At 72.2% G+C, this 16,996-nt stretch carries 14 protein-coding genes and 1 other RNA gene; 11 read left to right on the top strand and 4 right to left on the bottom strand.

Annotated features, from left to right (window positions below; all coding sequences use genetic code 11):
- Positions 1-18: 18 nt before the first annotated feature.
- Entirely contained in the window at positions 19-1,827 is a 1,809-nt protein-coding gene (locus AB0J42_RS10915) for a penicillin-binding transpeptidase domain-containing protein (protein ID WP_364291379.1), read from the top strand.
- 290 nt (positions 1,828-2,117) lie between these two features.
- Positions 2,118-2,501, top strand: a transfer-messenger RNA (tmRNA) gene (gene ssrA / locus AB0J42_RS10910).
- A gap of 69 nt (positions 2,502-2,570) precedes the next feature.
- Here ssrA and AB0J42_RS10905 read toward each other — a convergent pair.
- Together AB0J42_RS10905 and AB0J42_RS10900 are read right to left on the bottom strand one after the other, a co-directional pair.
- Positions 2,571-2,939, bottom strand: coding sequence for a peptidase inhibitor family I36 protein (locus tag AB0J42_RS10905; protein WP_364291376.1), 369 nt, complete (start codon positions 2,937-2,939; stop codon positions 2,571-2,573).
- A 167-nt stretch (positions 2,940-3,106) separates the two neighbouring features.
- On the bottom strand, positions 3,107-3,724 hold the full coding sequence (locus AB0J42_RS10900) for a class I SAM-dependent methyltransferase (protein ID WP_364291373.1): 618 nt from the start codon (positions 3,722-3,724) through the stop codon (positions 3,107-3,109).
- A gap of 87 nt (positions 3,725-3,811) precedes the next feature.
- Between AB0J42_RS10900 and AB0J42_RS10895 the strand changes: the two genes are divergently transcribed.
- The 5 genes from AB0J42_RS10895 to AB0J42_RS10875 are packed head-to-tail and all read left to right on the top strand — an operon-like array spanning position 3,812 to position 10,130.
- Positions 3,812-5,584: a serine/threonine-protein kinase gene (locus AB0J42_RS10895; RefSeq protein ID WP_364291370.1), complete on the top strand. Its 1,773-nt coding sequence runs from the start codon at positions 3,812-3,814 to the stop codon at positions 5,582-5,584.
- Between the two features lie 4 nt (positions 5,585-5,588).
- Complete coding sequence (locus AB0J42_RS10890) at positions 5,589-8,264, top strand: BTAD domain-containing putative transcriptional regulator (protein ID WP_364291367.1); 2,676 nt, start codon at positions 5,589-5,591, stop codon at positions 8,262-8,264.
- Positions 8,265-8,324: 60 nt separating this feature from the next.
- Entirely contained in the window at positions 8,325-8,972 is a 648-nt protein-coding gene (locus AB0J42_RS10885) for a hypothetical protein (RefSeq protein WP_364291817.1), read from the top strand.
- Positions 8,956-9,537 carry an OmpA family protein gene (locus AB0J42_RS10880; RefSeq protein WP_364291364.1) on the top strand — a complete coding sequence of 194 codons (582 nt, stop codon included), beginning with the start codon at positions 8,956-8,958 and terminating at the stop codon, positions 9,535-9,537. The genes AB0J42_RS10885 and AB0J42_RS10880 overlap by 17 nt, the downstream gene beginning before the upstream one ends.
- Before the next feature lie 2 nt (positions 9,538-9,539).
- Positions 9,540-10,130: a hypothetical protein gene (locus AB0J42_RS10875; RefSeq protein ID WP_364291361.1), complete on the top strand. Its 591-nt coding sequence runs from the start codon at positions 9,540-9,542 to the stop codon at positions 10,128-10,130.
- 59 nt (positions 10,131-10,189) lie between these two features.
- Here the strand turns inward: AB0J42_RS10875 and AB0J42_RS10870 are convergent, their stop codons facing one another.
- Complete coding sequence (locus AB0J42_RS10870; RefSeq protein WP_364291358.1) at positions 10,190-10,825, bottom strand: TetR/AcrR family transcriptional regulator; 636 nt, start codon at positions 10,823-10,825, stop codon at positions 10,190-10,192.
- A gap of 110 nt (positions 10,826-10,935) precedes the next feature.
- Here AB0J42_RS10870 and AB0J42_RS10865 point away from each other — a divergent pair, with 110 nt between their 5' ends.
- Positions 10,936-11,979: a medium chain dehydrogenase/reductase family protein gene (locus AB0J42_RS10865; RefSeq protein WP_364291355.1), complete on the top strand. Its 1,044-nt coding sequence runs from the start codon at positions 10,936-10,938 to the stop codon at positions 11,977-11,979.
- 40 nt (positions 11,980-12,019) lie between these two features.
- Positions 12,020-12,616: an ABC transporter permease gene (locus tag AB0J42_RS10860; RefSeq protein ID WP_364291352.1), complete on the top strand. Its 597-nt coding sequence runs from the start codon at positions 12,020-12,022 to the stop codon at positions 12,614-12,616.
- A 428-nt stretch (positions 12,617-13,044) separates the two neighbouring features.
- On the opposite strand, the gene AB0J42_RS10855 is transcribed toward AB0J42_RS10860, so the two are convergent.
- Positions 13,045-14,112 (bottom strand): trypsin-like peptidase domain-containing protein, encoded by a 1,068-nt coding sequence (locus AB0J42_RS10855; protein ID WP_364291349.1) that lies wholly within the window; start codon positions 14,110-14,112, stop codon positions 13,045-13,047.
- Positions 14,113-14,236: 124 nt separating this feature from the next.
- Between AB0J42_RS10855 and AB0J42_RS10850 the strand changes: the two genes are divergently transcribed.
- Entirely contained in the window at positions 14,237-14,725 is a 489-nt protein-coding gene (locus AB0J42_RS10850) for a hypothetical protein (protein ID WP_364291346.1), read from the top strand.
- Between the two features lie 90 nt (positions 14,726-14,815).
- A complete protein-coding gene (locus AB0J42_RS10845) occupies positions 14,816-16,993 on the top strand; it encodes an acyl-CoA dehydrogenase (RefSeq protein ID WP_364291343.1) in 2,178 nt (725 codons plus the stop codon).
- Positions 16,994-16,996 lie beyond the last annotated feature (3 nt).

Here is a 16,996-nt window from a genome sequence, read left to right as displayed (position 1 = left end):
ACCGTCATGCTGACCGTCGTGAGCACGACCCTGACCGGCTGCCTGGAGGAGGCGTCGCCGCACGACGCGGTGCGCGACTTCCTGGTCGGCTGGCAGTCCAACGACTACGAGCTGGCCGCCTCCCGCGCCGACGGCGACCCCGCCGCGGTGCGCAAGGCGCTCGCCGACGCCAAGCTGCAGCTCGACGCTGCCTCGTTCCGGTTCCGGATCAAGAGCCTGACCGTGGAGGGCGACACCTCGCGGGCCGAGTTCGGCGTCGAGGTCGACCTGGGCGACAACAACCCGCTGTGGACGTACGACAGCGTGCTGCCGCTCCGCATGCGCGACGGCGTCTGGAAGGTGGAGTGGTCGCCGTCGGTGCTGCACCCCCAGCTCAAGGAGGGGCAGCGGTTCGCCGTCAAGGCCGAGCCGAAGCCGCGCCAGCCCGTCGTCGACCGCGCCAGCGAGCCTCTCCAGCAGGACATGTTCCTGTACGTGAGCGGGGTCGTGCCCGCGCAGCTCGGCGACCGTGCCGAGGAGGTCGTCAAGCAGCTCTCGGAGATCACCGGTTACGCGCAGGACCGGCTGCTCAGCCGGATCCGCTCCGCGCCGCCGAACGAGACCGTGCCGCTGATCACCTTCGGCCGCACCCGCTACCAGTCGGTCAAGCAGAAGCTCGACGCCATCCCCGAGGTCAAGACCGTCGCGGAGAAGCAGCCCGTCGACCCCGCCGACCCCAAGCAGATCGTCGGCAAGGTCAGCGCGCTCACGCCCGAGACCGAGCAGAAGCTCGGCGGCCCCCAGCGGGCGGGCGACTCGATCGGCCAGAGCGGCCTCCAGCAGGCCTACCAGGGCTACCTGACCGGCTCCACCGAGACCCAGGTCATCATCCTCGACCTGGAGACGGGCGAGGAGGTGGCGTCGCTGCAGCAGTGGCCCGGCCGGCAGAACCGCTCGGTCCGGACCACGATCGACAGCGGCGTGCAGGCCGCCGCCGAACGCGCCGTCTCCAGCACCCGCACCAGCGCCCTGGTCGCGGTCGACCGCAGGACCGGCGAGATCCGGGCCGTGTCCACCCGCGGCCTGCACCAGGAGAAGGACGCGCTGGCCGGACGGTTCCCGGCGGGCACCACGTTCTCCATCGTCGCGGCCGACGCCATCCTCAAGGCCGGGGTGCAGACCAAGCAGAAGCTTCCCTGCCCGGCGGAGCGCACGGTCGGCGGCGCCCGGTTCGTCCACGCGAGCGAGGTCACCGGCTCCTCCCGCTCCTTCCAGGAGAACTTCGCCCAGGGCTGCGTCACCGCGCTGGCCTCCCTCGCCCGCCGGGTGAGCGGCGAAGACCTGACCCGCAGCGCCAAGACCTTCGGCATCGGCCAGCCGTGGCGGCTGCCGCTCAAGTCGTTCAGCGGCTCGCTGCCGTCCTTCAGCAGCGACGCCGACAAGGCCAAGGCCATCGCCGGCCAGAACGTCCAGGTGAGCCCGCTCAGCATGGCCCTCGTCGCGGCGGCCGTGTCGTCCGGCACCTGGCGGCCGCCGGTGCTGGTCACCTCCCCGGACGCCCCCGACGCGGCGGCCGAGGCCGAGCCCGCGCCGCAGCCCCCGCCCCAGCAGCTCGACCCGGCGGTCCGCAAGGCGCTGACGGCCATGATGAAGGCGGGCGCCCAGGGCACCCCCGCCCAGGCCGGCCGCGGACGCGTGTACGGCGTGACCTCGGCGGCGACCGGCAAGGAGAACAACGCCTGGTTCGTCGGCTGGCAGGGCGACCTGGCCATCTCCGTGTTCACCAGGAACTACGACCCCGCGGCCGTGGCCGGCAGCTTCTTCGCCGCCCTCGGCGACTCTCCGTGATTTTCTCGTGACCTGAAGCAACCATCGGGCGGGCCGGTCGCGTCTTACTGAGTGACCGGTCCCGCTCGGGGGGTTGCGGGACCAGTCGCCGTGATGAGATCAGGACTTCATCTCGGGGGAAGTCCTGCCGTCATTGACCGGCTCGACCCTGCCGGTCGCCCCCGGGGGCGTGATGCTGCTGTGCTGCGCTCCCGGGGGCCCCTGGGAATGAAGTTGGCATCCGGGGCGTTGTCAGAGGTAACCTTCGTGGTGCTCGGTCTCGTGCGCGAGACCGTGTTGACAACTCCACAGGGGGTGACTGGCTTCGACTTTGACCTTACAAGTCAGGTGAAGCGGGCCGAGGACTGCGGACATAACCTCGTTAATCCTGTGACCGCGAAAAATAAGTGCCAATAAGAAGCACGCTGAGGTCAGCCAGGGTTCCCTGGCTCTCGCTGCCTAAGTAGCGAAACCTCTGTCAGCCCGGGAGCGCCTTCGGCCCGGGATCTGGCATCGCTAGAAGGCTCCACCGATCGGCCCGGCCACGGGGATGATCGGGAAACCAAACAGTGGCTGAGCCCGTCGGCGACTTGCCTGCGTGATCGCCGGGGCTGAGAAAAGCACAGCAGGCTGCGCCCGGAGAAGCCCTGTCTTGGGGTTGAAGGACGCGGGTTCGATTCCCGCCACCTCCACTGTGATCGCCGGAAGGGCGGTCGGTCGGCTCTCGCCGCACCGGCCGCCCTTCCGGCGTTTCCGGCCCCGGATCAGCAGCGCGGCGCGATCGCGTCGATCTTGCCGCCGAAGTCGCCCTTGTAGTTCTTGCGGTAGTCGCCGCTCAGCACGCGCCGGGTCTCCTTGCGGGTGGGCACCCGGATCCAGTTGATGAAGCAGCCGTTGGCGGTGGCGAGGAAGGAGCCCACGTTGTCGTGCAGGTTCCGCGGCACGTCGACGTACCCGTTGCCGGGCCGCCAGCACCACCTGTTGCCGCTGTAGTTGCTGCCGCTCCACAGGCAGATGTCGCCGGCGGCGGCGGACGCCGAGGTCGCCGAGACCGGCGCCGCGCCTGCCAGGACCGCGAACCCGACGGCGGCGGCGACGGTCACGGCGCGCTTGGCGGATGTCCTGAGGTTCATGACGAAGTCCCCTCGCTCTTCGCTGCCGGACCCGTTCCGGCGGCGGCTCGGTGACATTCTGTAGCGAAGCGATCGCTCTTCGCTTCCGCCTGCCGGTGACAAGAGCGGTGACTTACGGTCGGCCAGAACTGACCCGCGGGCCAGCGATCAGACGCGGCGTCACGTACTCAGCAGCGGGCCAGCAGGAAGGCCTGGCCGGCGGTCTCGTCCGGATGCCGCTCGCGCTCCAGCCGGGCGGTGACCGTGAAGCCCGCCGCGGCCAGTTCCTCCGCCACCTGGTCAGGCCGGAGACGGTGGAAGTCGAGCCGGACCCGATGACCGAACGCCTCGTTGAAGCGGAGCGGCTCGTCACCCACCTGGAACCCCAGCAGCAGCAGGCCGCCGGGGGCGAGGACGCGGCGGAACTCCCGGAACACCTCAGGGCGGCGGCCCGGCTCGACGTGGATGACCGAATACCAGGAGACGACGCCGCCGAGCGAGCCGTCCGGAACGTCGAGGGCGGTCATCGTGCCCTGCTCGAACCGGATCCCCGGGTGGGCGGCGCGGGCCAGCTCGACCATCCGCGGCGACAGGTCGACGCCGTGCACGTCCACCCCGAGGTCGCGCAGGATCGCCGTGATCCAGCCGGGACCGGACCCCACGTCGGCCACCGGGCCGCTCACCAGCTCGGCGAAGTGCGTCAGGAACGCGTGCTCCAAGGTCCGGGCGGGAGGAGCGGCCTGGAAGTGCTCGATGTAGGCGGGGGCGATGGCGTCGTAGGCGGCGCGGGTGGCGGTTTCGGTCATGGCGCTCGATGCTAGACGTCTCCACCTCGGCCGGGGTGATCGTGCTCGCCGAGCGGGATGAATCGGACCTGACTAAGGTGTCTGCGTGTGAGTGATCAGGTCATCGGCGGGTACGCGCTCCGGCGCGTCCTCGGTCGCGGCGGGATGGGCGAGGTCCACCTGGCCAAGACGCCCACCGGCGGGCTGGCCGCCGTCAAGGTCATCCGCCCGGAGCTGGCCCGTGACCCCGCCTTCCGCCGCAGGTTCGAACGGGAGGTGGCGGCGGCGCGCCGGGTCGCCCGGTTCTGCACCGCGCCGGTGCTCGACGCGGGCCTCGACGGCGACGTCGCCTACCTCGTCACCGAGTACGTGAAAGGCCCCGACCTGGCGCAGGCCGTGCGCGACCAAGGGCCGCTGTCCGGAGGCAACCTGGACGCGCTGGCCGTCGGCATCGCCACCGCGCTCAGCGCCATCCACGCCGCCGGAGTGATCCACCGCGACCTCAAACCGTCGAACGTGCTGCTGTCCCCGCTCGGGCCGCGGGTCATCGACTTCGGCATCGCCCAGCTCGTCGGGACCGACACCAGCCAGGCCATCCTCGGCACACCCGCGTTCATGGCACCTGAGCAGGCCCGTGGCGAGACCGTGGGGCCGTTCACGGACGTGTTCGCCTGGGGCGGGGTGATCGCGTTCGCCGGCACGGGGCGGCTGCCGTTCGGCGGCGGGTCCCCGGGCGAGGTGATCCACCGCATCACCCACGAGGGGCCGCACCTGGACGGGCTCGACGGCGGCGTCCGAGGGCTGGTGGAACAGGCCCTTGCCAAGGACCCCCGGTCCCGGCCGTCGGTGTCCCGCCTCCTGGCCGAGCTGCTGGGCGGTGGCCAGGTCAGCCCGGCCTCGGCCACCGAAGCCGTCGAACGCACCTGGACCGTCCCGCTGTCCACATCGGACCTCAGGCCATCCCGTGAACAGGACGGTGAGGTGTTCCCGGACAGTGGGTGGGCTGGGGATGTCCGGCATGCCCAAGACGATCAGGCGCTGCCCGGCGGGTGGGGGAGAGCCGGTGGGGATGCCGGGCCTCTTATGCCGTCTGACGGCGGGGCTGCTCGTCAGGGGCAGGTGGGGCCGGATGGGCAGTGGCGGCCCAGCTTGGGGAGTGGTCCCGTTCCTGGTCGTCCTGCCGATGTTCAGGCGGGTTCGTTCCAGGGTTCCGCCGGGGGAGGGCGGGCGGACTCGGGCGGGCGTTCCCGGAGGAAGCTGGGGTGGGTGGTCGGCGGGGTGCTGGCCGTGGCGCTGGCCGGTGCGGGGGTTGCTGCCGCTGCAAACGCGCTGGGGGCGGAGACGTGGCCGTACGAGAGCGACTTCGGTGACGCGTGGGAGGTCGGGGCGTCGGAGGCGGGGACGGCGGAGCGGGACGGGTCCGGCTACGTGCTGGCGGTGGAGGACGGGTGGCGGCTGTGGAAGTCGGCGCCGCGGCGGGAGCCCGGCGGCGGGGTGGTCGTCAGCGCGCGGGCGGGGCTGGTGGACGGTGCGGGGGAGTACGGGGTCTGGTGCCGGGGGGCGTCGGGTGATCGGTACGAGTTCGCGGTCGGGGGCGGGCAGGTGACGATCGTCAAGCGCCGCGCCGGGCAGGAGGGCGTGGTTCTGTATGGGCCGGAGAAGGCGGAGTCGGCGGCCACGGACCGGATCGTGGCGGAGTGCGCCGGCGACGGCGGCGCGGTGACGTTGCGGATGTGGCTGAACGAGCATCTGGTGGCCGAGGCGACGGACGCGAGGGAGCCGTTCGGGCCCGGCCTGGCCGGGGTGCACGCCGCGCCGGAGGCCGGGAAGGCGGTGCGGGTGCGGTTCGAGTCGTTCGCGCTGCGGCCGGTGCGGGGCTGAGGCTATGGGGGTGCGGTTCCGGCTGCTGGGCCCGCTCCGGGTGGAGGACGGCCCGGAGCCCGGCCCGGCCAAGCATCGGGCGCTGCTCGCGGCGCTGCTGCTGTCGGCGGGCACGGCGGTGCCGGTCGAGCGGCTGATCTCCATGCTGTGGGGGGACCGGCCGCCCGCGTCCGCCGAGTCGGTGCTGCGGGTGTACGTGAGCGCGTTGCGCAAACTGGTCGGCGGGATCACCACGGTGCCGGGCGGCTACCTGCTGGAGGTGGAGCGGGACGCGGTCGACTGCCACCGGTTCGAGCGGCTCGTCGGGGAGGCCAGGCAGGTCCGGGAGGCGGGCGGGTACACGGAGGCCGCCGCCGGGTTACGAGATGCGCTGGCGCTGTGGCGGGGGGAGGCTCTGGCGGGCGTCGACAGTGCCGAACTGCGTCGTTCGTACGCCGTACCGCTCGAAGAGCTGCGCCTGACCGCGCTCGAAGAGCGCGTGGACCTGGACCTGCGGCTGGGGCGCGGCGGCGAGGTGGTCGGCGAGCTGCGGGCGCTGGTGAACTCCCATCCGCTGCGGGAGCGGGCGTGGGCGCAGCTGATGGCCGCTCTGCACCAGGCGGGGCGGCGGTCCGAGGCGCTGGCCGCCTACCAGGAGGCGCGGCGGGTGCTGGTGGACGAGCTGGGGCTGGAGCCGGGCGCGGAGCTGCGGGAGGCGCACGAGCGGGTGCTGGCAGGCGAGGTGGTGGCGCCCGTCGGCGTCCCCTTGTCGCAGAAAGTCCCCCTCAATGAGACCCCGCCCGACATTTCAGACTTCACCGGAAGACAGGCCGTCCTGGCGTGGATCCTCCGCGAAGCAAGAGGCGCGCTCGACGCGAACAACGCAGAACCCCTCGGCACGGCAGGGGCCGGTGCGGCGGGCTTCGGTGGTGCGGCGAAGTCCGGAGCAGTGGGCGCCCGCGAGGTGGGGGGCGGGGCGCCGGTGCACCTGGTGGTGCATGGGCCTGCTGGGTGTGGGAAGTCCGCTGTTGCGGTGCGGGCGGCGAATCTGCTGGAGGCCGGTGACGGGAGGCTGTTCGCGGTGCTCGGGGATCGGGCGCCGGGGGCTGTGCTGGAGGATCTGCTGCGGTCGCTGGGATGGCCTGACGGGGCGGTGCCGCCGACGCTGGATGAGCGGGTGAGGCTGTATCGGCGGCTCACTTCTGCTCGGCGGCTGGTCGTGGTGCTGGATGACGCGACGGGGGAGACGCAGGTGCGGCCTCTGCTGCCGACCGGGCCCGGCAGCGTGACGATCGTGACCAGCCGCTCGCCGCTGGCCGGGCTGGAGGCGGCCAGGCCGTACGAGCTGGGCGTGCTGGAGCCGGACGAGGCGCTGGAGATGCTGGCCGCGGTGGGCGGGCGCGACCGGGTGGCGGCCGAGCCGGAGGCGGCCCGGGAGATCGTCCGGCTCTGCGGCGGGCTGCCGCTGGCGCTGCGGATCGCCGGGTCGCGGCTGGCCAGGAAGACCGCCTGGACGGTGGCCCACCTGGCCGGTCGGCTCGGGGACGAGCGGCGCAGGCTGGACGAGCTGAGCGCGGGCGATCTGGCCGTGCGGGGCAGTCTGGCGCTCGGGTACCGGGGGCTGGCGGAGCCGGAGCGGCGGCTGCTGTGCGGGCTCGGCGCGTTCACCGCACCCGACTTCGCGCCGTGGGTACTGGGCGAGGAGCTGGAGCCGCTGGCCGAGGCCGGTCTGCTGCAGTCGCGCGGGCTGGACGAGGCGGGCCAGGAACGCTACGGCTGGCACGACCTGACCAGGCTGTTCGCGGCCGAGCGGCTGGCGGAGGAGGGCGGCCCGGGCCCGGTGCTGGCGGCCAGGGCGGCGGACATCCTCGACCGGGCCAGGCGGGCCAGGGCCACGCTGCTGCCCGCCGAGCCGGGCTCCGGCCAGACGCTCGTCCGCACGGCCGAGCAGATCCTGGAGACGGGCCGGTTGCGACAGGAGGCGCGCTGGCTGAGCGCGGAGCGCCGGTTCCTGGTCGCGACGGTCGGCGACTTCTTCCGTGCGGGTCTGTACGAGGCGGGTCTGTACGAGGCGGCGTGGCGGCTGGCGTTCTACCTGACGCCGCTGTTCGAGCTGGCGGGCCACCACGACGACTGGCACGCCACGACCGCGACCGGGCTGGACGCGGCCAGGATGTCGGGCCACCGGCAGGGGGAGGCGCTGCTGCTGCGCGGCCTGGCCGACCTGCACCGGGCGGAGGGCCGGAACGACGCCGCGGCGGCGGCGCTCCGGGCCGCCCAGCCGCTGGTGGAGGGGCTGGAGCTGGCCCGTGTCACGCTCCGGCTCGGCCTGGTGGAACCCCGTCCGGCCGAGGCGGAGCGGCTGCTGCGGCGGGCGCTGCACGTCTTCGGCGAGGCGGGCGATCAGCGGGGCAGGGCCGACGGGCTGCGGGCGCTGGGTGCGCTGCTGTCCCGCCGGGAGCCGCTGGAGGAGAGCCTGGCCGCCTACCGGGAGCTGGGCGACCCGCGCGGTGAGGCCGAGGCCCTGCTCGTCCTGGGCGAGGCGTACCTCGATATGGGCGAGACTGATGGTGCGGTTGAGACACTGACGCGCGCTATGGGAGAGTTTGACCAGATCGGCGACGAGCACGGCCGCGCGGCGGCCGAACGGCTCGTACGAGGGGCGCACGCGGGGGAGAGCAGCCCGCTATACGGATCCTGAAGGTCGCCCCGCTAGCGTTCGGGCCTGATCCTTGAACCCCCGGAAGGTGACCCAGTGACCATGCGCAAGACGTTCGTGCTGGCTGTGGCGGCCGTCGCGCTGACCGGCTGCGGGATGGTGCCGACCGTGATCGGCGGCGGCGGCCAGGAGAAGCAGGCCGCGACCCAGCCCGCCGCGGCGACCTCGACGTCCCCGAGCGTCCCGGCCGACGACGCGGCGTCCGACACCGCGCTCACCGATCAGGACGCGGCTCCCACTCCCGAGGCGGCCGAGAGCGCGCCGCCCCAGGCGGACAGCGTGATCGCGACCCACACGGCCAAGGTCCGAGGCTCCAGCGGCGAAGTCACCACAGTCAAGATCGACATCACCGAGCTGCGGCGCCAGGGCAGGACCGCGGTGCTCCGGTGGACGATAACCACCCTGGAAGGCCGGTTCAACCTCCACAGCGGCCTGGGCCGGGGCGCTCTGGACTACTCGGTGTCCGCCGTCAGCCTGGTCGACCCGGTCAACGCCAAGCGGTACCGGGTGGCCCGCAACGGCTCCGGCGACAGGGCCGCGTGCATCTGCTCGGCGACCCAGGGCGCGTTCATGGAGAAGGGCGAGCGGACCGACCTGTACGCGTTCTACGCCGCCCCGCCGCCCGACGTCACCAAGCTCACCGTCGAGATGCCGCGCGTCGGAGTGATCACCGATGTTCCTGTCTCTTAGTCTCGCCTTCACGCTGGCGCTGTCGCCGACCCCGCCGCCGGAGTCGGCGACCGGTGTGGTCGAGGACCTGGTGCTCCCGGTCGAGGACATCATCGCCGAAGTCGAGTCGCTCGACGGGAGCGAGAGCGAGTCGCAGCAGGGCGACGAGGTGACGGTGGCGCTGACCAGCGACGTGCTGTTCGCCCTGGACAAGTGGCAGCTCAACGCCAAGGCGAAGCAGCGCCTCAAGGAGGTCGCCGACCAGATCAACACCGACGGCGCCGGCGGCGTGGTGCGGATCGAGGGCCACACGGACGACCAGGGCACCGACGCCTACAACCGCACCCTGTCGCAGCGCCGGGCGGACGCGGTCAAGCAGGTGATGGAGGGCATGCTCACGCTCCCTGGCGTGCGCCTGGAGGCCCGGGGCTTCGGAGAGAGCCGCCCCAAGCTGCCCAACATGGCCGAAGGTAAGCCGCTGCCGAAGAACCGCGCCAAGAACCGCCGGGTCGAAATCGTGTACACGATCAAGCAAGGAGGGGTTCAGGCCACTGGCGGGACTCTGAGCCCGGAAGGTGCGCAGTGAGAATGAGGAAGACGTTCACACTGGCTGTGGCGGGAGTCGCGCTGGCCGGTTGCGGGATGCTGCCGAACGTGACCGGCGGCGGCGGCGCGGAAAAGCAGGTTGTCACCCAGAGCGCACCGGCGGAGAGCGGACCTGAGACCTCCGCCCCGGCCGAGCAGCGGACCGCGCCGCCTCAGGGCGACCAGGTGATCGCCACCCGCGAGGCCAAGGTGCAGGGCAGCGATGGGGCGACCAGGGTGCGTGTGGAGGTCACCGCGCTGCTGCGCCAGGGCAAGACCGTGACGCTCAACTGGACCCTCACCACGCTGGAAGGCAAGTTCGCCCTGCACAACGGCCTGGGCCGCGGCGTTCTCGACTTCACCGTGTCCGGTGTCAGCCTGGTCGATCCGGTCAACGCCAAGCGTTATCGGGTGGCCCGCAACGGCACCGACGCCAACGCCAAGTGCGTCTGCTCGGGCACCCAGGGCGAGTTCCTGGAGAAGGACGAGAGCGCCAGCCTGTACGCGGTCTTCGCCGCGCCGCCCGCCGACGTCACCAAGGTCAACATCGAGATGCCGACGATCGGCATGCTCATCGACGTCCCGATCTCCTGACTGATCGCGGTCGCCGGCGCGGCACCCCGGGTGCCGGTGAATGACGGATGCGCCGTGGTTCAGGTGTTCTTGAGGCGCGCCAGGGCGGCGATGATGCGGTCGGCGATGTCCTCAGGCCAGGGGAACTCGCGGATCACGGCGCGCTGGTGGGCCAGGCCGTGCAGGCCCAGCCATAGGGCGACCGCGTCGCTGAACAGGTCGGTGCTGGTGGATCGACCGGCTGCGACGCAGTCGCCGAGGGCGTCGATGAGGACCTGGAGGGCGTCCATGCCCAGCCCGTCCATGTCGGCCTCGCTGATCGAGCCTTCCATGTTCGGCGTCCACAGGCCGCCGAACATGATGCGGTAGCGCCCGGGGTGGGTCCGGGCCAGGTCGAGGTAGGCGTGGCAGGCGGCGAGCAGCCGTTCTGCGGGGTCCTCGCCCGCGTCCGCCACTGCCGCGCGCATGGCGGTGGTGAGCTGGGCGAACTCCTGGCGGACCACGGCCAGCATGATGGCCTGCGAGTCCGCGAAGTGCGCGTAGATCGAGGGCGCCGCGCACCCGATCCGGCGGGCGATCGAGCGCAGGGTGATGGCGCGTTCGTCGCCCTGCTCGTCGAGTAGTTCCACCGCCGCCGTGATGATCTCGTCGCGCAGCTTGCGCCCCTCGCCGCGGCGGTTGCGCCTCCGTGCGGGCGCCGGTTCGTTGTCCTTCATCTCCGTAACGATACACCTCAAAGTTTAAGGATGTTAGGTGTTGTGCTCCTGTAGTTACTCCTGTTAGCTTACATGCGTTAGCAAACATGCGAAGTCTTCAGGGGTACGTCATGAACAGCTCTGTCGCCACCCGCGCCACGGAGGTCGTCCTGCCAGGCCCGGTCGAGCCGGACGGCCTGCGTTTACGGGTCAGCGACCTCCCGGCCCCGGCCGAGGGCCAGGTCCTCCTGCGCATGGACGCCACCGGGGTGTCCTTCGCCGAGCAGCAGATGCGCCTGGGCAAGTACTACGACCAGCCGGCGTACCCGTTCGTGCCCGGCTACGACGTGGTGGGCACGGTCACCGCCACCGGCCCGGGGGTGGACCCGGCGATGACCGGCCGTCGCTTCGCCGCGGTCATCAAGGTCGGCGGGTGGGCCAGTCACCTGCTCGTCGAGGCCGGCGACCTGGTGCCGGTGCCGGACGAGGTCGACCCGGCGGCGGCGCTGGCCGTGGCCGTCAACGGCGTCACCGCCTGGCAGATGCTGCACCGCAAGGCCAAGGTCCGGGCCGGCGCGACCGTGGTGGTGCTCGGAGCCAACGGCGGCGTCGGATCCATCCTCGTACAGCTGGCCCGGCACGCCGGGATCACGGTGATCGGCACGGCGTCGGCACGCCACCACGAGACCGTGCGCGAGCTGGGCGCGACCCCCGTCGACTACCGCGACCCGGACATGTACCAGCAGATCCGCGAGCTCGCCCCCGGCGGCGTGGACGCCGTCTTCGACCACGTCGGCGGACCCGGGCTGGTGGAGTCGTGGCGGCTGCTGCGGCGCGGCGGCACGCTGGTCAACTACGGGGCGGCATCGGGCAAGAACGACAAGGGCAACGCCCTGCTGCCGACGGTCAAGCTGTTCGGCCGGCTGCTGGCCTGGAACCACCTGCCCAACGGCAAGAACGCGCACTTCTACAACTTCTGGGCGGGCCGGCGCCGCCTGGCGGACTTCCGGGCCCGGCTCAGCCAGGACCTCACCGAAGTCCTGCGGCTGGTGGCCGCCGGAGCCGTGGTCCCGCGGATCGCGGCGCGGATCCCGCTCACCGAGACCGCCGCCGCGCTCACTCTCGCCGAGTCCCGCACCGTCCTCGGCAAGGTCGTCATCGTCCCCGAGCCGTAAGACGGCCCACCCTCACTTCACCCTTCCGGAGGTCCACACCATGAACGTCGCCGCACCCGCCACGCCGATACCCGCCACCGAGCTTCCGTCCGCGAACAAGGCCGACAACCGTCCCGGCTACATCGGCTTCGCCGCGGCCTTCCTCTTCGGGCACGGCACCGCCGCGCTCTCCAAGGGCGCCGACCCGGTGCTCTCCCTGCCCGCCTGGGTCCCGCTCACCCTGCTCGGGGTCGGCATCGTCACCGGCCTGGTCCTGATCATGAAGGCGGGCGCCCGCGCCGGGCGGGGCGCCGACCGGTCGGAGCAACTGGCCGAGAAGCTGGTCGGCACCTCCTGGGTCACCGGTTTCGTCGCGCTCGCCCTGGCCATCACCGGCGTCGCCACCGCCTTCGACCTGCCCGAACTCCAGGACGTGCTCTGGCCCGCCGGGTCCGTCCTCGTCGTCGGCCTGATCAACCTCGCCGAAGGCGCCGTCCGCCGCAACACCCTGCACTACGGCCTCGGCACCTGGCTCACCCTCATCGCCTCCGCCTCGCTCTTCCTCGACACCCCCGGCGTGTACGGGGTGCTGGCCGTCGCGGGCGGCGCCGGCTACCTCGTGGCCGCGGCGCTGGAACCCCGCCGCCTGGCCGCCTGATCAGATCCCATCGTCCTGAGGAAGGCCATCATGACCGGCGCCGCACTCGACGCCCTCGGCGACGGAGCCGATCGCGCCGGGTCGGCGGAGGCCGTGATCTCCGTACGCGACCTGATCCCGGCATCACGTGGAGCAGGAGGAACCGTTGCTGTTTCCCGGAGACGCGGGGGCGACACGAGGGCGGCGCGGGGCGACGCGGGGCGACGCGGGGGTGACGCGAGGGCGGCGCGGGGCGGCGCGGGGCGACGCGGGGGCGGTGCGGGGGTGACGCGAGGTGACGCGGGGGCGACGCGAGGTGACGCGAGGTGACGCGAGGGCGACGCGGGGTGGCGCGGGGGTGACGCGAGGGCGATGCGGGGGGCGGCGCGGAGGCGGTGCGGGGGCGACGTGGGGGCAGGGTCAGGTCGCACTCGCCGTGCTGCGACCGCTTACTCGCCCTTGAGTTCGCTCAGCGTCGCGGTGACCTTCCGCGTCTGGCCGCCGCGGGCGAACTCGACCTCGACCTTGTCACCCGGCTTGTACTGGGTGAGGAGTTCGGTGAGGTCGGCGATGGTGGGGGTGGGGGTGCCGGCGACCGAGAGGATGACGTCGCCCTCGCGGATGCCCGCCTTGGCCGCGCCGCCGCCTCGCTGCACGGAACGGACGCCGACGCCCGCGGGGGCACCGTCGTCGCCGATCACCGTGGAGCCGACGATGCCCAGCGCCGCGCGGTGACTGTTGATCACCCGGCCGTGCTGGACGATCTGCGAGGCGATGTCCGTGGCGACGTTGCTGGGGATGGCGAAGCCGATGCCGGGGGCGGCGCCGCCGCCCAGCGACGGGTTGGTGGCCGCGAGCGTGGGGATGCCGATCACGTGGCCGGACATGTCGACCAGGGCGCCGCCGCTGTTGCCGGGGTTGATCGCGGCGGAGGTCTGGATGGCGCTGGTGATGGTCGCGCCGGGGGAGCCTTCGTCCTGCGGTTCGGTGACCGTGCGGCCGGTGGCGGAGACGATGCCGTTGGTGACGCTGCCCGACAGGCCCAGCGGGTTGCCCATGGCGAGCACGAGCTGGCCCACGCGGAGCTTGGACGAGTCGCCGAACTTGGCGGGGCGCAGCGTCCGCGGGTCCTCCACCTTGATCACGGCGAGATCGCCGATGGGGAAGGACTCGACCAGCCTCGCGGTCCGGGAGCCGCCGCCGGTGGCAAGCGTGACCTGCATCTCGGTCGCCTCGCCGATGACGTGCGCGTTGGTCACGATGTGGCCTTTGTCGTCGTACACGACTCCGGAGCCGAGGCCGGTCGGCGTGGTGATCTGGACGATCGACGGCAGCACCTGGGAGATGACCCGCTCGTAGGTCTGCTCCAGCTCCAGGCCGGGGGCGGAGCCGGGCGTGGCGGGGGCGGTGGTGGTGGTGGGTGTGGCGGCCGGCGACGCCGCGCCGGGTGTGCCGGACAGGTCGGCACAGCCGGTGACCAGGATCGCGGCGGCCAGCGCGGCGGCGAGCTTGCGCATGCCCGGTAATGTGCCCAGCCGGGCTTGAAAGATACGCTCCCCGGATTCCGGGCGGGAGCAGAATGAAGTTCTGCTGACCGTATAGCGGAAATGTCGCCTTACCTGGTGACGTAGCCTCAGGGGCATGGCGGACGTCGGCGATGAGAACAACAGCAACGATGCTCCCACCGCTCCCTTCCCGAAGATCGTCCCGTCTGACGACGACACCGTCGTCTTCCGCTGGGACCGCCTGCCGGGAGCCCCTGAGGCCGGCCCGGAGTCCCCGCGGGAGGACAGCGCTGCCACCGTGCCCGCTTTCAAGGCGGTGACCCCGAAGCCCGCCGCCACCCCGCCGCCCGAGATCTCCGGGCCGGTGCGGGTGGGGACGGGGCCGGAGCCGGAGCCGCCCGAGTCGCCCCCGCCGGCGGTGCCCGCGCCGCGGCCATCGCCCAAGGGCGGGCTGCTCAGTCTGATCGGGGACATCCCGATGCGGGTGGTCTACCTGCTGGGCGCGATCGTCGCCACGGTGGCGGCTGTCCTGCTGGTGTTCCTGATCTTCTCCGGTGACGTGCCGAACAAGGCGGGGAACGACGAGGAGATCGTCCCGGTCCCTGCCGTCTCGGCCGATCCTTGATCGATTTGGGGAAATTCCGTCCCCTCTAGGCCAGAAGCCTCCTCTAGAATATGGTTCTGTCATCGACGGAATCCGCCGGGAGGATGAGCTATGGCGATCGGGCTGAGCGAGGAACACGAGGCGCTCCACGAGTCGGTGAGCGGCTGGGCGGAGCGCAGCGTCCCCGCCGACACGTTGCGCTCGGCCACCGACGAACGGCCCGCCTTCTGGCCGGGCCTGGCCGAACAGGGCCTGCTCGGCCTCCACCTCCCGGAGGAGGCGGGCGGTTCCGGCTACGGACTGCTGGAGGCCGCCGTGGCCGTCGAGGCGCTGGCCGAGCGGATGGCGCCCGGCCCGTACGTGCCGACCGTGCTGGCCAGCGCGGTGATCCACGCCTCCAAGCGTCACGACCTGCTGCCCGGCCTGGCCGACGGCACCCGCACCGGCGCGCTGGCCCTCACGGGCGCGCTGACCGGCACCCGGGCGGGCGACGGCACGCTGACGGTGTCCGGCGCGGCCGAGCCGGTGCTCGGCGGCGCGATGGCCGACGTGCTCGTGCTGCCCGTCGCCACCGACGACGGCGAGCTGTGGGTGGCGGTCGACGCCACCGCCGCCACCGTGACCTCGCTCGAGTCGCTCGACATCACCAGGTCCGTGGCCAAGGTCGAGTTGGACGGCGTCGCCGTGCCCGCCGACCGGGTGCTCGACGGGGTGGAGAGCGCCGACGTCCGCAACATCGCCGCGATCCTGCTCGGCGCCGAGGCCGCCGGCCTCGCCTCCTGGTGCGTCACCAGCGCCGCCGAGTACGCGAAGGTACGGGTGCAGTTCGGCCGCCCGATCGGCCAGTTCCAGGGCATCAAGCACAAGCTGTCACGCATGCTGGTCGCGCTGGAGCAGGCCCGCGCCACGGTCTGGGACGCCACCCGCGCCACCGGCCAGGAGCTCGACTACGCCGCCGCGATCGCCGGGGTGATGGCCCCCGACGCCGCCGTGCAGTGCGCCAAGGACGCCATCCAGACCTTCGGCGGCATCGGCTACACCTTCGAGCACGACGTCCACCTCTACTACCGGCGCGCCCTCACCCTGCGCGCGCTGCTCGGCGGCTCCGCCGAGTGGGCCGCCCGGGTCACCGACCTGGCCGTGCGCGGCGTCACCCGCGAGATGGAGCTCGACCTGCCCGAGGACGCCGAGCCGCTGCGCGAGGCGCTGCGCGCCGAGATCGCGGAGATCGCCGCCCTGGAGGGCGTCGAGCAGAGGCGCGCCCTGGCCGACCGCGGCTTCGTCATGCCGCACCTGCCCAAGCCGTGGGGCCGCGGCGCGAGCCCGCTGGAGCAGGTGCTCATCGCGCAGGAGCTGAAGGCCGCCAAGGTCAAGCTCCCCGCCCTGATCATCGGCGCCTGGGTGGTGCCGTCCATCGCCGTCTACGGTACGCGCGAGCAGCAGGAACGCTTCCTGCCCAAGACGCTCAGCGGCGAGATGATCTGGTGCCAGCTCTTCTCCGAGCCCGGCGCCGGGTCCGACCTGGCCTCCCTGCAGATGAAGGCGGAGAAGGTCGAGGGCGGCTGGCGGCTCAACGGCCAGAAGATCTGGACGTCGATCGCGCACGTCGCCGAGTGGGGCATCTGCATCGCCCGCAACTCCAGCGAGGGCTCCAAGCACGAGGGCATCACGTACTTCCTCGTCGACATGAAGGCCCCCGGCGTCACCGTCCGCCCGCTCATCGAGATGACCGGCGAGAACATGTTCAACGAGGTCTTCCTGGACGACGTGTTCGTCCCCGACGACCTGGTGGTCGGCGAGGTCGGCGACGGCTGGCGGGTCGCCCGGAACACGCTCTCCAACGAGCGCGTCTCGCTCTCCTCGGGCTCCGGCGGCACCGGCGCGTCCGTGCCCGACCTGCTCGGGCTCGTCCAGCGGCTGGGCCGCGACCTCACGCCGGTCGAGGCGGACACGCTCGCCCGCGTCATCTGCGAGGGCCACTCCATCAACGCGCTCTCGCTGCGGGTCACGCTCAAGCAACTCGCCGGGAACGAGCCGGGCGCCGACGCGTCCGTGCGGAAGCTGCTGTCCACCTCGCACGCCCAGCACGTCTCCGAGACCGCGGTGAGCCTGCTCGGCGCCCAGGCCACGCTGGCCGCCGACATGAAGCTCGGCGACCCCGGCTACTGGAACCGCGCCGTGCTCGCCACCCGGGCGATGACCATCTACGGCGGCACCACCGAGGTGCAGCTCAACATCATCGGCGAGCGCATGCTGGGCCTCCCCAGGGACCCCGAACCGGGCAAGTAGCCG

This window comes from Nonomuraea sp. NPDC049649 (genome assembly GCF_040675175.1).
Taxonomy (GTDB): Bacteria; Actinomycetota; Actinomycetes; order Streptosporangiales; family Streptosporangiaceae; genus Nonomuraea.
The sequence above is the reverse complement of the archived record's forward strand: the minus strand, read 5'-3'. Positions and strand labels throughout refer to the sequence as shown.

What these genes read in the sequence shown, in the direction of transcription:
- AB0J42_RS10905 (WP_364291376.1), bottom strand. Translation starts at nt 2,939, where the DNA reads ATGAACCTCAGGACATCCGCCAAGCGCGCCGTGACCGTCGCCGCCGCC.
- AB0J42_RS10900 (WP_364291373.1), bottom strand. Translation starts at nt 3,724, where the DNA reads ATGACCGAAACCGCCACCCGCGCCGCCTACGACGCCATCGCCCCCGCC.
- AB0J42_RS10890 (WP_364291367.1), top strand. Translation starts at nt 5,589, where the DNA reads ATGGGGGTGCGGTTCCGGCTGCTGGGCCCGCTCCGGGTGGAGGACGGC.
- AB0J42_RS10885 (WP_364291817.1), top strand. Translation starts at nt 8,325, where the DNA reads ATGCGCAAGACGTTCGTGCTGGCTGTGGCGGCCGTCGCGCTGACCGGC.
- AB0J42_RS10880 (WP_364291364.1), top strand. Translation starts at nt 8,956, where the DNA reads ATGTTCCTGTCTCTTAGTCTCGCCTTCACGCTGGCGCTGTCGCCGACC.
- AB0J42_RS10875 (WP_364291361.1), top strand. Translation starts at nt 9,540, where the DNA reads ATGAGGAAGACGTTCACACTGGCTGTGGCGGGAGTCGCGCTGGCCGGT.
- AB0J42_RS10870 (WP_364291358.1), bottom strand. Translation starts at nt 10,825, where the DNA reads ATGAAGGACAACGAACCGGCGCCCGCACGGAGGCGCAACCGCCGCGGC.
- AB0J42_RS10865 (WP_364291355.1), top strand. Translation starts at nt 10,936, where the DNA reads ATGAACAGCTCTGTCGCCACCCGCGCCACGGAGGTCGTCCTGCCAGGC.
- AB0J42_RS10860 (WP_364291352.1), top strand. Translation starts at nt 12,020, where the DNA reads ATGAACGTCGCCGCACCCGCCACGCCGATACCCGCCACCGAGCTTCCG.
- AB0J42_RS10855 (WP_364291349.1), bottom strand. Translation starts at nt 14,112, where the DNA reads ATGCGCAAGCTCGCCGCCGCGCTGGCCGCCGCGATCCTGGTCACCGGC.
- AB0J42_RS10850 (WP_364291346.1), top strand. Translation starts at nt 14,237, where the DNA reads ATGGCGGACGTCGGCGATGAGAACAACAGCAACGATGCTCCCACCGCT.
- AB0J42_RS10845 (WP_364291343.1), top strand. Translation starts at nt 14,816, where the DNA reads ATGGCGATCGGGCTGAGCGAGGAACACGAGGCGCTCCACGAGTCGGTG.